This is a genomic window from Saccharothrix violaceirubra (assembly GCF_014203755.1).
Lineage (GTDB): Bacteria > Actinomycetota > Actinomycetes > Mycobacteriales > Pseudonocardiaceae > Actinosynnema > Actinosynnema violaceirubrum.
This window is the reverse complement of record NZ_JACHJS010000001.1, coordinates 1,859,255-1,873,186: the sequence shown is the minus strand read 5'-3', so window position 1 is coordinate 1,873,186 and position 13,932 is coordinate 1,859,255. Positions and strand designations below refer to the sequence as shown.

Below are 13,932 nucleotides of genomic sequence, written 5' to 3'. Positions count from 1 at the left end.
ACGCGGCGGCGCCCCGGATCGAGACGCCCCGAATCGAGACGCCACCGCCCGGGTCACACCTCTTTGCAGAACTCGCCGATGGGTATGCCGACGTGCCGCTGCTCGGTGGCGACGTAGCCGAGCAGTTCGTCGCCCTGGGTCAGCTCGGTCACGTTGCGCACCTTGCCGCCGGGTCCGAGCACGCGCACGTGCCAGTCGTCCTGCACGGTCAGGCTGACCTCGACGCCCTCGGGCGAGTGCGCGGTGATCGTGAGGATGGGCCGCGTCTCCAGCTTGGCCCGGCCGACGGTGAGCCGCCGGGTGCGGCCCTCGGCGTTGACCGCGAGCACGGTGCCGCCCGCGCGCAGCTCGGACAGGTAGTTGGTGCGGTTGTCCGGGCCCAGGACGTACGAGTGCAGCGCGCCCGCGTTGACCCGGAACGGCCTGGTCGGCATGTACGGCAACGGGTGGGTCTCGCTGCAACACAGGATGAAGCCGGACGAGTACGAGCCGACCAGGATGCCCTCGTCCTCGTCGAAGTGCGAGCACGTGTCCACGCACACCCGGTCGCCGAGGCCGGTGTGCGCGATGCCGGCGACGGTGAGCGTGGTCAGGGTCAGGGGCGGGCTGGTGGCCTCCAGCAGGCGGGCCAGCCGGAACACGTCGGTGGCGTCGGCGGGCGCGAGCAGCACGCCGTCGGAGCCGTGTTCGAGCACGTCGAGCACGATGGCGGCCTCTTCGAGGTCCGCGACGACGGTCACCAGTCGCCCGGACGCGCCGTCGGCCGCCGCGATGACGATCTCCAGCGGGATCTTGGTCGGGTCCGCGAACTCCACGATCGTGTGACCGAGCTTGACGGCCGCGGCGCAGGCCAGGCGCAACGTGCGGTCGTCGTCGACGTGCACGAACGCGGCGTCGGTGGGCAGCCGGTCGAGCTGGTCCCGGTCGGTCGCGACGACGGCGACCAGGTGCGGGCTGTCGACGGGCTCGGGCGCGACGAGCACGCGGGTCAGCGTCGGCGGCAGGGTGTCCAGCAGGGCCGGGTCGTCGGAGACGACGCCGCCGAGGCTGGCGTGCACGGCCGCGTCGACGACGGCTTCGCGGTGGGCCTCGGGCACGGGACGCAGGTCGATCCAGGCGAACTTCACACGGCACCTGTCATGGTCGATGTGTAGTGGACGAGGTCGGCGTCGGGATCTCCGTGGACCACCGAGGCCAGTTCCGCGACCAGCGCCAGCGGCGACGGCGCGGTGAACACCCGGCGGCCGACCGCCAGCCCCGCGCACCCGGCCGCCATCACGGCCCGCGCGGTGTCGACCAGGCAGGCGCCGGTGTCGGCCGGGCCGCCCGCCGCGAGCACCGGGATGGGGCAGGAGGCGACCACGTCGGCCATCCGCTCGACGGGCAGCGCGAGCGTGGTCTTCACCAGGTCGGCGCCGAGGTCGACGGCGATGTTGACCACGTGGGCGAGCAGGCGGGGGTCGTGCGGGTCGGCGATGCGCGGGCCGCGCGGGTAGACCATGGCGATCAGCGGGAGGTTCCACGCGTCGCACGCCTTGGCGACCGTGCCGAGGTCGGCGAGTTGGCGTTCCTCGGTGTCGGAGCCGATGTTGACGTGCACGCTGACCGCGTCGGCACCGAGCCGCAGGGCCTCCTCCACGTCGCCCACCAGCACTTTGGCGTTGGTGTCGGCGGCGTGGGCCGTGCCCGCGCTCAGGTGGACGACCAGGGCGCACTCGCCGAGCAGGCGGGGGTCGATCGTCCGCAATCGTCCTTTGTGGACAACAATCGCGTCGGCGCCGCCCACCACGACCGACCCGATCAGGTCGGACCAGCGGTCGGCCGGCACCACCGGGCCGTCGGAGACGCTGTGGTCCAGCGGGACGAACAGGTAGCGGTCGTCACGCGGCCGGGAAAGCCGTCGCAGCCGCAACGCTTTCCTCATGTCGGACACCTCCCGGATCTGACGGCGCGGGCCATGCAGAGGGTGTCGAGCCGGGAGTACCGGCCGGGAGTCGCACCTGGCGATAACTCGTCGGTTATGCACCTTTCAGCCCAGCGTTCTCCTTCCGGAGGACCACTTCCGGTGTGTTCGTTGACCGCCACGCGGTCGGTTCGGCGGGCGTGCGGTTGCCCTAGGCTGCGCCAGTGCACCTGGAGCTGAGACATCTGCACGTGGTCTTGACGGTGGCGGAGGCGGGCAGCATCAGCCGCGCGGCGTCGTCGTTGAAGATCGCGCAGGCAGGGTTGACGGCCCAGCTCAGACGCATCGAACGCGGCTTCGGAGGGCCTTTGTTCGTCCGCCGCAGCGACGGCGTCGAGCTGACCGAGCTGGGGCGGCACGTCGTGTTGCGCTCGCGCGACCTGGTCGAGCGGTTCGACGACCTGTTGGACACGGCTCGGCTGCTGGCGACCCGCAGCGACGGTCCGGGGATCCGGTTGGGTGGCGTGGTGGGCGCCCCGACGGCGTTGTTGGTGGGTGTCGTGCGTGACCTCTTACCCAGTCATCCGCGCACTACGCACGTCGAGCGCGGGTGTGACGCGGTGTTGGACCTGGTGCGGACGGGCAAGGTCGACGTGGCGTTGGTGACCGAGCTGCCGCACAGCCCGTTGCGCGTGCCGGCCGAGGTGGACCGGCGGTCGGTCGTGACCGAGCAGATGCTCGTGGGTGTGGCGCCCGCGCACCGCTTGTCGACCCGGTCGGAGATCCGGCTGTCGGAGTTGGCGGACGAGGACTGGGCCGTGCCGGAGGAATATCACGGGGGCGGGCGGCTGACGTTGCACCTGGCCTGCGAGGCGGCCGGGTTCACCCCGCGCTTCGCGCACTTGGGCGTGGACCCGGAGGCGGCGGCCGAGTTGGTGCGGGCGGGCCACGCGGTGGCGTGCTTCTTCCCGTTCGGGGGCACGATTCCCGGGGTGGCGTTGGTGCCGATCGCGGGCAATCCGGTGCACCGGCGCGTGACGCTGGCGTGGCACCGCGACTGCGAGGCGGCCGAGTACGCGGACGACATCCACGCGGCGTTGTTGAGGGCCTACCACGACCGAGTGTGCCGCACCCGCACTGCGCGTTTGGCCGCGACCGGGTTGGTCGTCGCCGCCAGTTGACGACAGGGAGGATCTCCCAATCGGTCAGGGACGATCACCACCACCTGTTCGCCGCCGTCGAACGACCGAACCCGAACACCCATCGCTCAATCGGGCGGCTATGCCATCATCGAGTCGTAGCCGAGCGGAGGGAGCGTCGACGTGTTCGACGCGGGTGGTGGCGGTGGCAAGGTCGAGTTCGTGGCCGAGACGGTTTCCGGCGGCGCGGCCGGCAGCGCGTTGGTCGGGTCCCAGACGAAGTTCAGCGTCGACCCGGCCCAGGCCAGGAAGCTGATCGACGGGCTCACTCTCGCATTGGACAAGTTGATCGAGATCGGGCGTCAGGCCGATCAGATCCGCACGGCGGAGTCGCCCGGAAAGGATCCGTACAGCGGAGCCGCGACCAAGGCGATCCGCGCGGCGGCCGGCATGGACGCCGGCGGCTACGGCTGGGCCAACAAGCAGGCATGCGATGCGTTGACCAAGACGATCGACAACATCGAGGCCGCACTGAAACAGTACGAGAGCACTGAGAACGCTGCCGAACAAGGATTGAAGGGCTGACTTCGTGAACCGCATGCCTGCGATCGCGGTCATCGCGATCGCCTCGGTAGTCGGGCTCGCCGCGTGCGCGAATCCCACCACGACAGGTAGTCCCTCCGCGGAGAGCACACGTGGGTCTGTGTCGAGCGGGGCCACTCCGACCAGTACCGGTGGGCGCCCGTCTACGGGCGACGATCTCGATATCGCGAAGTTTGCGGACAAGCCATGCGAACTCGTCACGCCCGAGCAGTTGGCGAGTCTCGGAAAGCTTCGTCCGGCGAAACCGGAATCGGATCCGTTCGGCGTGAAGTGCGTCTGGCCGGGGAACGATCCCCGAGACGACACGTCCTACATCGTCACCCTGCTCTCGAAAGGCGGGACCTTCGAAGTCCGGCGTGACAACGCCAAGGACCTGCCAGTATTCGCCGAGGTGACCGTGGGCGGGCGTGACGCGTTCAGCTACGACACCACCGACGGCAAGTCCAGTTGCAGCACAGGGGTCAAGGTATCAGCCGAGCATCTGATCATGGCACAGTCGACTTTGGGTCGGCAGGACGCCGCGAACGCGGGGAAGCCATGCCAAGCATCCGAGAAGCTGGCCGCGATCGTCGTCAGCAACCTCAAGGGCTGACATCGGAGTCGCACGAGAAGTTGGCTCGCCAGGTCGACACCACCATGACCACAGTCGGCTTCGCGGCCAGCGTGCGACACGGACGACATCCACACCGCACGCCTGGCCGCGACGGGTCTCGCGGGCACGGCCGGGCGACGCGGCAGTTCCGCCGATCATCCCTTTGACGGGGACTCCATAAACCTGTTCGCCGCCATCGAGCGAACAGCCGTGATCACCCACGTCCGACCGTGCGGCTATGCCATCATCGAGCCACAACGGGGCGAAGGGAACGCCGCGAGGTGCACGACGCGAGCGGTAGCGGTGGCAAAGTCGATTTCGTGGCCGCGACGGTGACCGCCGGCAGTGCTTTGATCCGGGCTTGGACGAAGTTCGGCGGCGACCCGTCCCAAGCCGGAAGCTGATCGACGGGCTCGACATCCCACTGGCGGAGCCGACCGCCCCGAACGGGAAAGGTGATCGGCTCGTCGACGCAACCACCAGGCAAAGACACCCTCGGCGGATTCGCGGCCATCGCCATCCGCCAGGCGTCGGGCTCCGAGGTCTGCGGATACGCGTGGCCAACTTGAAGGTTCATAAGGCACTGGCGAAGACGATCGTCACTATCGAGGTGCCGTTTGCCCGGTGCCAGACCACCAAAGATGTGACGAGCAGGGAATGAAGGGCTACACCAGTGAGTCACCAGGTCAAGGTCGTGATTGTCGCAGGGGTCGTGGCGTCTCTCGCGGCATGCGGAGCCACCATCCCCGGCGCCCCGACTCCGGCGGCGACGGGTCGCGGTTCGACCGCGATCTCCCCGAACGTGACCGGTTCTCAGCCGCCCCACGGTGACGACGTCGGCGTCGCCAAGTTCCTCGACAAGCCCTGCGACCTCGTCAAGGCGGACCAGCTCGCCCTGCTTGGCAGGATTCGCGAGACAAAACCCGGAACCAACACGCTCGGGCCGATGTGCACCTGGAAGGGCACCGAGCCCACCAAGGACAACACCTACGAACTCTCCCTGGTGACCAAGAACGCCACGTTCGACTCGATGGTGGAGAACTTTCGCGACTATCCGATCTTCCGGGAGACCACCATCGCGGGACTGACGGCCGTGAGCGCGGACCGCACCAACGGCACCTCCAATTGCAGCACCCTGGTACGCACGTCGGCCAAGAACCCGATCTTCGTCCAGACCTCCCTTCCCGCCACGGGGCAAGGCACTGCCGACAAGTCGTGCCAAGCCTCGGAGAAGGTGGCCGCGATCATCGTCGGCAACCTCAAGGGCTGACCCGGACTCGCGCTGACGGTCTACCACGACCGGGTGTGCCGGGCCCACACGGCGCGTCTGGCCGCGACCGGTCTCGCGGTCACGGCCAGTTGACGCGTCAACGCTTCAGGTCGACCAGGAACCGGGACCAGGCGGCGGGGTCGAACTCCAGCAGACCGGCGGCACGGTTCTTCGAGTCGCGGACGCCGATCGTGTCGGCGATAGCGGCCTGTTCGACGCACTGGACACCGTTTCCACTGCGACTGCTGACTTTCCACCGCGCATGTTTCCACCGGTCTGGATGGCTCATCCGTCGTACGCCCCTTCCTACAGGTCGCCCGAGATCGAACGGATCAAGTCGACCGAGGCGGCCGGTCCCAACGCGAGACTCTGCGCCTTCTCGAAGGCCAGGCCGTACGTGGTGGTGTGCGGCGGTCGGGGCAGGTAGTCCGCCGTGGTCAGACTCTCGACGTAGACGATAGTCGTCCTGGCACGGGCGATGTGGAGAAGGGAGTAGGAGTGTTCGAGCGACGCTTGTAGCCCGACCTCCATCGGAACGACCTGGATGGTGATGTTCGGACGCTCGGCAAGAGCCAGCAGCCGGTCGAGTTGCCCACGCATGACGCCGGGGTTCATGATCGGCGTGCGCAGCGCGGCCTCTCCGATCACGGTGTGCAGCACACGCTTTTCGTCCGCGGCGAACCGATCACCCCGGGCGACGCGCCCAGCGGCCATTTCCGGCAGGTCGACCGGAGCCATGACGAGGCTGGTGCTCATCTGCATCAACGCGTACTCGGCGGTTTGCAGGTTGCCCGGCACCGTGATGGCGAAGAACTGGCGAATCTCGTCCGCGGCCCGTTCGAGCCAGATGTACTTGCGCCCGTGGTCCGGCACACGGATCGGGGTCTGCCGCCGCCTGGCTTCGACCGCGAGCGTGCGGATCTCGCTCGCCTTCGAGCCACCGACCCCATAGAGCGCGAACGCGACATCCAGTTCGACGTCGCTGATGTTCAGGTCGCCGTTCTCGATCTTGCCCAGCTTCCCCCGGTACCAGCCGCGCTTCGCGGCCGGATTCACGGCCAGTCGCTCGCCGATCGTCACGTTGGCCTCGTCCACCGAAAACCCGGCCTTGCCTCGGAGTTCGGCCATCTCGGCGCCGAAGATGAGGCGCTGCACGATCGGACCGGGGTCGTCGTCGTCAAGCATGGTGACAAGGGTGCCAGGTCCGTATTCCACAGCTCTCACTACTCCCTTTGGGCGACTGGCGAGGTGAAGCTCAATCTGCCAGAGTCTCGCTTGAGCTTCAAAAGAGGGCTCAAAAACCATTCGGAGAGAAGGCATCACATGGGGCTGAACGACGTGGACACGAGCGCCTACGTGCAGATCAGGGAGGGTGCGCCCATCACGTTCGAGGTCGTGGGCGACCAGGTGCAGATCGGGTTCGGGAGCACGTTCGACCTCGCGATGACGCCCAAGGCGTTCACCAAGTTCGCCGGGGTGATCCGGGCCGCGCAGGGCGAACTGACCGCGCGCTGACGGTGGCCCGCCCCCGGAAACGCCCCCGGCGGACGGTTACACCGTGGTCCTCCGCTTCGACACGTTCGCGAAAGCCATGGCGTTGGCCGGTTTCCGCTCGGACGCCGCCGTGGCACGGGCGATGCGGGTGCACCGCTCGACGGTGAAGCGGATCCGGGAAGGAGAACTCCTTCCCGGACCCGCGTTCATCGCGGGCGCGTTGTCCGCCTTGCGCCCGATGGAGTTCACGGACCTGTTCGTCGCCGTCGAACAGGCATAGGCGGCGCGGCGCCTGTCAGTTGAAGTGACGGGCGCCGTGCTCGATCGCGATCAACTGGTCGCGGATGTCGTCCCCCACGGGACGCTGCGCGCCGGTCTCCGGGTCGGTCAGCGTGACCACGCACGTGACGTTCGCGGGCGTGTCGTTGCCACCGCCGAACGGCCGCAGCCGGACCGACAGCGTGAACGCCCCCGGCCGCACCTCGGTCGCGCTCGCGGTCACCGTCATCTCGTTCGGGGTGCCGAAAAGGCCGGGGTCCGGGATCGCCAGCACCGCGCGGCGCACGTCGTAGGTCGTCAGCAGCGGGCACAGGTCGAGGTAGGTCGTGCACGCGTCGTCGATCCACCGCTCGACCTGCTCGGCGGTCACCGCGCCCTCGACCGCGTGGTCCCGCTGTACCGCCCACCTCGACATGATTCCGGACATGGCGCCGCATTCTTCCGGCCCGCCCGCGACCCTGTCGACCCGTAATCTCAGCCCACGGCCCGCAGGCAGAAGTCCAACCGCGACCGGGCGTCCTCGTAGGTGTCCACGACCGCGCGGTAGTCCTCGGCGGCGTCCCGGTACCGGCCGACCTTCTCGAACACCACGGCCCGGTTGAAGCGGACCTCGGGACTGTCGTCCAACGCCACCGCGCGGTCCAGGTCGGCCAGTGCCCCGGTGAAGTCGCCGGTCTCGAACCGCAGTTGCCCGCGCAACGCCCACGCCGAGGCGAACGACGGGTCGTGGCGCACGGCCGTGGACAGCACCGCCGCGGCGGCCCGGAGGTCACCGTCCTCGGCGAGCAGTTTCGCCTTGACGCACAACAGGTGCGGGTCCTCGGGCGCCAGGAGCAGGCCCGCCTCGACGTCCTCGCGCGCGCCGTGCGTGTCCCCCACCTCGAAGCGTAACGCCGCACGGTTCACGTAGGCGCGCAGGTGTTCGGGGTCCAGGTCGAGCACCTGGTCGAACTCGGCCAACGCCCGCCGCGCGTCGCCCAGCTCCGACCACGCGTCGGCCAGGTTGTAGTGCACCTCGGGGAACGGCGGCGACAACGTCAGCACCCGTTCGAACGCCTCGATCGCCTCCCGGTCGCGGCCGAGCCGGCGCAGCAGCGTGCCGACGTGGAAGTGGTGCTCGGGAAAACCCGGGTCGAGCACGGTGTTCGCGAAGTGCTCGTCCAGGGCGTCCTCGAACCGCCCGGCCGCCGCGAGCACCAGCCCCCGGTTGAGGCGCAGCACGGAGTGCAGCAGCGCGTGTTCCTGGTCCAGCGCGGCCAGTCCGGCGTCGACCAGGCGCAACGCCTCGTCGGTGTGCCCGTCGCGGACCTCGATCAACGCCAGGCCGTTGCGCGCGAACACGCCGTGGAACGCCGCCTCGCGCGGGTCGGTCAGCCGGTCGGCCAACGCGATCGCCAGGTCCATCCAGCCCCGGGCCTGGGCCGGGTCGCGGCGGTGCGCGGGCAGGTGGCGGACGTGCAGCATGGCCGTCCCGTACGCCAACCGCAGTTGCTGCTCGGGGTTCTCGGTGACCGAACGGGCCTCGTCGTAGACCAGCGCGGCCTCGTCGGCGCGGCCGGAGGTGGCCAGCGCGGCGGCGGCGCCTTCCGTGAAGTGCCACCACAGGCCGGGTTCACGGGTGCGTTCGACCAGGGCACGTCCGCGCAGGGCCAGGTCGGCGGCGGCGTGGTAGAGGCCGACTTTGCGGCAGTGGCCCAGGGCGTGCTTGAGCGCGTTGACGCCGAGGGTGGCGCGGCGCGTGCCGCGTTCGGCGTGGAACGGAATCGCGCCCAACGCCAACGACTGCTCCCCCAACGCGTACAGCGCGTCGCAGCGCTCGTCGTGCAGGCGGGCGCGTTCTTCCTTGGGCAACGCGCGGTACTCGGCGATCGCGTCCGGGTTGTCGGTCGTGCCGTCGCTGTCGACGTAGGTGCGGTCGTCGTGGTGCCGTGCGACGGACGGGCCGTCGACGACCCGGGCGAACTCGGGCAGCACGCGCGGCAGCGACACGGACAGCGGGCCGGGCGGGTCGTCGAGGTCGTCGTGGTCGGTCCCGACGACGACGGTCAGACGGGCCGGGTCCATGCGGCGCAGCAGGACGGCCAGGAACTCCCGGTCGGTCTGGTCGGCGTGGTGGACGTTGTCGACCACGAGCGTGCGCGGGCCGTCGGCCTGGTCGAGGTGGGTGCGCAGGAAGGCGGTGATGCCGTCGGCGATGCCGCGCGTGTGCAGGCGGGAGTAGAAGCGGGTGCGGCGTTCGTCGCTGACCGTCCACTCGAGGGTCGACCACGCGGTGGGGACGTGCACCGCGAGTTCGGGCGCGGCGGTGGCCAGCTCGGTGTTGTGCCGGACCGCGAGGTCGGGGGCATGGCGGAACGCCTCGGGCGCGACGGCGCGTAAGAGCGCGCCCGCTCCGGTGTAAGGGCCGCGCAGCCCCCGATGCGCGTCCACGACGAGCAGCGGTGGTGGCAGGTCGAGCGCCTCGCGGACGTGCGCCCGGTCGGTCGGGGTGCACGCCCGCAGCCAGACGTGGTGCGCCATCAGCGTGCCGGGACCTGGCACACCGAACACGAGGCGGAGGTGAGGTCGACCGGGCCCACCCAGCGGATGCGGATGCTCTTCATCTTGATCGTCACGGAAACCTCCACGACCGGCGAAACGCGGGGGTCACGACTTTAGTGCGCACACCGCACTATCGGGAGCGAGCGCGTTCGGGACTCATAAGGTGTGGCGATGGGTCGACGTCAGTCCGAGTGCCGCAGGACGCTCTCGACCTCCGTCCGGAACGCCGCGACCCCGCCCGTGCCCGACGGCGCGCCGTGCGCCTGGAGCAGGTTGAGCACCGCCGCGCCGCTCGCCGAACGCCGGGCCTGGGCGCGGAACGAGAACGCGGCCTCGTAGGCGGCGACGGCCGTGGCCAACGCGGCGGCGACCGTGGCCAGGAAACCCCAGAGCGCCCGCCGGCCGGGATCGGCGACCGCGACCGCACCGGCCGCCGCGGCGGCGGTGTAGAGCAGGACGGTCAACCCCGTGGTCCACCGCTTCGCGACCGCGTACCGCCGGCCGCCGCGCTCGAAGGCTCCGAGCTTGGCCCCGACCCGATGGCGCAGGTAGGCGCGGACGAACTGCTCGCGGTGGTCGTCCAGCGCGCTGTCGGACAGGTGCCACCCGACCCAGGCGGCGGCGGTGGCCGAACTGGTCGCCGTGGCGGTGGTGGAGGCGCGGTCTTCGGTCGTGGTCACGGTGGTGGGGTTTCCGGTGGGGTCGGCCGCCGCGGGGACGGCGGTGGTGGAGGCGTCGGGACGGGCCGGCGCGGCGGACGACTTGGCCGCAGCGGCTTTGGTGGACGGGCGGGGTTTCGCGGGAGCGGCCCGCCGGGCGGCTTTCGGCGTGGCACGAGCCGTCGCCTCGGCGGCGGGACGGTCGGTTTCCGCCTCGGACGAGGTCCGCCCGGGGTCCGTCGGGCCCAGGCGGGTGGTCACCTCGCTCGTCGTCGGGGTTTTCGCCCGGCTGCGGGACTTCGTCGGCTTCGCCGGCGGCTCGGCCGGGCCGCCCAGGTCGGCACGGGTGGTGCGCGGGGTGTCGGTCATCGGTGTCTCACCTCGTCGTCGCGGTGGCGGCCACCGACGCGGTCAGAACGCGCAGGCGGTTCTCGCGGTCCTCGGCCGCGGGCGGGGGCGTGGCGAGGTGGTCGAAGTACAGGGTCCGCAGGCGGTCGGCCCTGGTCCGGTGCACGGGGTCCTCGCCGTCACGGATCAGCACCACCAGGATCGCGGCCACCGCGCCCGACGCGGCCAGGACCACGCCCGGCCACGCGGTGTCGGCCAGCCAGACCTGCACGGCGCCGAAGGTCGTCGTGGCGAAACCGGCGCCCAGTGCCAGGACCGTGCGCAGCTTGACGCGTTCGCGTTCCCGGGCCGCCTCGACCTCGCACTCGTGCAGCACGGGCGCGACGATGCGGTCCGCCTCGTGCACGGCGTCGGCCAACAGCGGGTAGTCGAGCAGGAAGCCGGGGTCCACGATCGGGCGCCGCTGCGGCGGGTGGAAACGCAGGCGCGGCCACACCGCCGGTACCGGTGCCGGCACGTGGGGTTCGTCGGCGAACACCCGGCTCAGGGCGGCCACCACGCGGTCCGGACCTTCGTCGACGTGGATCACCGAGACCTGGCCGGCGCGGGCCAGGACCATCAGGTCGTCGTCGACGCGGCCGTGCGCGAGGTCGTCGGCCAGGCCTCCGGTGCCGGCGAGCACGACCACCGGGCGGTCGCGTCCCAGGTGGTCGGCCAGGGCCTCGCGGGTGGCCGCGTCGCCGCCGATCAGCAGCGCGGTGGCGGTGCGCCGGGACCGGACCACGGCGTCCACGACCCGGGGCAGCGCGGGCAGTTCCTCGCCCCACCGCGAGCCGGGGACCAGGACGACCGCGTCGTGGTGCGGTTCGAGCCGGACCTCGCCGGCCGACGGCTCGCCCTCCTCGGCGACCCGGCCGCTGGGCGCGACGCCCACCAACCGGGGCAGGGTCGCGACGGCGTCGGCGGCCAGGCCCAGCAGGTGGGTGATGCCGGTGTCGGCACCGGCCGTGACCACGACGACACCCGCCGTGCCCGCGTAGCCGAGCACGGCCCGCAGGACGGTCAACGTCGACGCGGCCGTGTCCCGGTCGAGGCCGGTCGCCGCGTGCGCGGCGGCCCGGCCGGAGCCGGCCGACAGGCTGTCCGTCAGGGGCGCCGACCAGAACGACGGCTCGCCCGATCCGCCCCGCGCGCCGCCGCCCGGAGCCGACGGTCCACCACCGGACCCGGCCGAGGTGTCCCCACCCGGACGGTCGTCGGCCGAACCGGCCCTCGCCGACGGATCGTCACCCTCACCGACCCGGGCCGAGGTCCGGCCGGGCGAACCGGTCGGGCCGTCCGACCCGCGGGCGAGCCGAGCCGACGGGTCGCCGGGTGGACCGGCCGGTCCCGACGACGGGTCGGCCGGTCCGGCGGCGGGTGATCCCGGTGACAGGCCGGGCGACCCGGCCGCGGGCGGTCCCGGCGCCGGAACGGTCGCGTGCACACCGAGCACGACCAGGGCGGGACGGTTGCGGGGGAGGCCGAGCGCACGTGCCCGCACCTCCGCGTCCGGGTGGGTCAGGCGCCGCACCCGAGGGCCTGGAGTAGGCATGCGGGGCACCCTAGCGCCGGGTGTGCCGGATTTCACCCGTCCGGTCGGCGCATTCGCCCCCGGTAGAGTGCTCGCCGTGGCCATCGACCCCGCCGAGCTGGAGATCGCCCTGCGGGTGCTCGCCCAGGTCCAGGACCTCCCGACCGAACACCCCGACGTGGAGGCGATCCGCCGGGCGACCTCCAGCGTCTACAAGGACGTGCGCAAACGCCGCAAGGCCGACCGCCGGGCCGCCGAACTCGCCGCCGACCGCGCGGTGACGGAGGCGACCGCGACCGGCTCGCCGTCGCGCATCGACGACGAGACGCGCGGCATCCTGCTGCGCGAACCGGAGCCCGGCGCCAAGGCGGGCACCCTGCTGCGCGCCCGCGGCTGCTACACGTGCAAGCGCCGCTACGTCGAGGTCGACGCCTTCTACCACCAGCTCTGCCCCGAGTGCGCCGCGCTCAACCGGAGCAAGCGCGACGCGTCCGCGGACCTCTCCGGCCGCCGCGCGCTGCTCACCGGCGGCCGGGCCAAGATCGGCATGTACATCGCGTTGCGGCTCCTGCGCGACGGCGCCCACACGACGATCACCACCCGCTTCCCGCACGACGCCGTGCGCCGGTTCGCGTCGATGCCCGACAGCGAGGACTGGCTGCACCGGCTGCGCGTGGTCGGCATCGACCTGCGCGATCCGTCGCAGGTCATCCGGCTCGCCGACGACGTCGCCCAGGCCGGCCCGCTGGACATCCTGATCAACAACGCGGCCCAGACCGTGCGCCGGTCCACGAACGCCTACGCCCCGCTGGTCGCCGCCGAGAGCGCGCCGCTGCCCGCCGGTCCCAAGCCCGAGCTGGTGTCGTTCGGCCACACGCTCGACCGGCACCCGCTGGCGTTGGCGAACACCTTCACCGAGGGCCCGGACGTCACCGCGCTCGCGCTCGTGGCCGGGTCGAAGGAGATCGACGCGGGCGGTCTGGTGCCCGACGAGGCCGCGGTGAACTCGTGGGTGCAGCACGTCCAGGAGGTCGACCCGGTCGAGCTGCTCGAAGTGCAGCTGTGCAACTCGACCGCGCCGTTCATCCTGGTCTCGCGGCTGCGCGCGGCCATGGCGGCGGCTACGGCACGACGCAAGTACGTGGTCAACGTGTCCGCGATGGAGGGCCAGTTCTCCCGCGCCTACAAGGGACCCGGCCACCCGCACACGAACATGGCCAAGGCCGCGTTGAACATGCTCACCCGCACCAGCGCGGAGGAGATGCTCTCCGACGGCATCCTGATGACCGCCGTGGACACCGGCTGGATCACCGACGAACGCCCGCAGCCCACCAAGTTCCGGTTGGCGGCCGAGGGTTTCCACGCGCCGCTGGACCTCGTGGACGGCGCGGCCCGCGTGTACGACCCGATCGTCCGGGGCGAACAGGGCGAGGACCTCTACGGCTGCTTCCTCAAGGACTACGCGCCGTCGCCCTGGTGATCGCGACACTCCGCACGGCCTCCACCGGGTACGACCGTGCTTTGGGGATAC

General features: G+C 71.1%; 15 protein-coding genes. 7 read left to right on the top strand and 8 right to left on the bottom strand.

Annotated features, from left to right (window positions below; all coding sequences use genetic code 11):
• Positions 1-53 precede the first annotated feature (53 nt).
• Together F4559_RS09400 and F4559_RS09395 are read right to left on the bottom strand one after the other, a co-directional pair.
• Entirely contained in the window at positions 54-1,127 is a 1,074-nt protein-coding gene (locus F4559_RS09400; RefSeq protein WP_184667618.1) for a 3-dehydroquinate synthase II family protein, read from the bottom strand.
• Positions 1,124-1,924 (bottom strand): 2-amino-3,7-dideoxy-D-threo-hept-6-ulosonate synthase, encoded by an 801-nt coding sequence (locus tag F4559_RS09395; protein ID WP_184667615.1) that lies wholly within the window; start codon positions 1,922-1,924, stop codon positions 1,124-1,126. The genes F4559_RS09400 and F4559_RS09395 overlap by 4 nt, the downstream gene beginning before the upstream one ends.
• A gap of 203 nt (positions 1,925-2,127) precedes the next feature.
• Between F4559_RS09395 and F4559_RS09390 the strand changes: the two genes are divergently transcribed.
• From F4559_RS09390 to F4559_RS09375, 4 genes are all read left to right on the top strand, one after another.
• Positions 2,128-3,084, top strand: a complete 957-nt coding sequence (locus F4559_RS09390) for a LysR family transcriptional regulator (protein ID WP_184667613.1) — start codon at positions 2,128-2,130, stop codon at positions 3,082-3,084.
• 141 nt (positions 3,085-3,225) lie between these two features.
• Positions 3,226-3,627 (top strand): hypothetical protein, encoded by a 402-nt coding sequence (locus F4559_RS09385; RefSeq protein ID WP_184667611.1) that lies wholly within the window; start codon positions 3,226-3,228, stop codon positions 3,625-3,627.
• Between the two features lie 13 nt (positions 3,628-3,640).
• A complete protein-coding gene (locus tag F4559_RS09380) occupies positions 3,641-4,237 on the top strand; it encodes a DUF3558 domain-containing protein (protein WP_246445667.1) in 597 nt (198 codons plus the stop codon).
• A 673-nt stretch (positions 4,238-4,910) separates the two neighbouring features.
• Positions 4,911-5,507 (top strand): DUF3558 domain-containing protein, encoded by a 597-nt coding sequence (locus F4559_RS09375; RefSeq protein WP_184667607.1) that lies wholly within the window; start codon positions 4,911-4,913, stop codon positions 5,505-5,507.
• 97 nt (positions 5,508-5,604) lie between these two features.
• Here the strand turns inward: F4559_RS09375 and F4559_RS09370 are convergent, their stop codons facing one another.
• Positions 5,605-5,796: a DUF397 domain-containing protein gene (locus F4559_RS09370; RefSeq protein ID WP_184667605.1), complete on the bottom strand. Its 192-nt coding sequence runs from the start codon at positions 5,794-5,796 to the stop codon at positions 5,605-5,607.
• A 17-nt stretch (positions 5,797-5,813) separates the two neighbouring features.
• Positions 5,814-6,692, bottom strand: coding sequence for a DUF5753 domain-containing protein (locus F4559_RS09365; protein ID WP_184667603.1), 879 nt, complete (start codon positions 6,690-6,692; stop codon positions 5,814-5,816).
• A 138-nt stretch (positions 6,693-6,830) separates the two neighbouring features.
• Here F4559_RS09365 and F4559_RS09360 point away from each other — a divergent pair, with 138 nt between their 5' ends.
• Both F4559_RS09360 and F4559_RS09355 read left to right on the top strand, forming a co-directional pair.
• Complete coding sequence (locus F4559_RS09360) at positions 6,831-7,022, top strand: hypothetical protein (protein ID WP_184667601.1); 192 nt, start codon at positions 6,831-6,833, stop codon at positions 7,020-7,022.
• Positions 7,023-7,065: 43 nt separating this feature from the next.
• A complete protein-coding gene (locus F4559_RS09355) occupies positions 7,066-7,281 on the top strand; it encodes a transcriptional regulator (RefSeq protein ID WP_312865541.1) in 216 nt (71 codons plus the stop codon).
• Positions 7,282-7,296: 15 nt separating this feature from the next.
• On the opposite strand, the gene F4559_RS09350 is transcribed toward F4559_RS09355, so the two are convergent.
• The 4 genes from F4559_RS09350 to F4559_RS09335 form a co-directional block, all read right to left on the bottom strand.
• Complete coding sequence (locus F4559_RS09350) at positions 7,297-7,707, bottom strand: hypothetical protein (RefSeq protein WP_184667599.1); 411 nt, start codon at positions 7,705-7,707, stop codon at positions 7,297-7,299.
• 47 nt (positions 7,708-7,754) lie between these two features.
• A complete protein-coding gene (locus tag F4559_RS09345; RefSeq protein WP_184675593.1) occupies positions 7,755-9,800 on the bottom strand; it encodes a tetratricopeptide repeat protein in 2,046 nt (681 codons plus the stop codon).
• 203 nt (positions 9,801-10,003) lie between these two features.
• Positions 10,004-10,849 carry a hypothetical protein gene (locus F4559_RS09340; protein WP_184667597.1) on the bottom strand — a complete coding sequence of 282 codons (846 nt, stop codon included), beginning with the start codon at positions 10,847-10,849 and terminating at the stop codon, positions 10,004-10,006.
• A gap of 7 nt (positions 10,850-10,856) precedes the next feature.
• Positions 10,857-12,422 carry a hypothetical protein gene (locus tag F4559_RS09335; protein ID WP_184667595.1) on the bottom strand — a complete coding sequence of 522 codons (1,566 nt, stop codon included), beginning with the start codon at positions 12,420-12,422 and terminating at the stop codon, positions 10,857-10,859.
• Positions 12,423-12,498: 76 nt separating this feature from the next.
• On the opposite strand from F4559_RS09335, the gene F4559_RS09330 reads away from it, so the two are divergent.
• Entirely contained in the window at positions 12,499-13,881 is a 1,383-nt protein-coding gene (locus F4559_RS09330; protein ID WP_312865540.1) for an SDR family NAD(P)-dependent oxidoreductase, read from the top strand.
• The last annotated feature ends 51 nt before the right edge of the window (positions 13,882-13,932 follow it).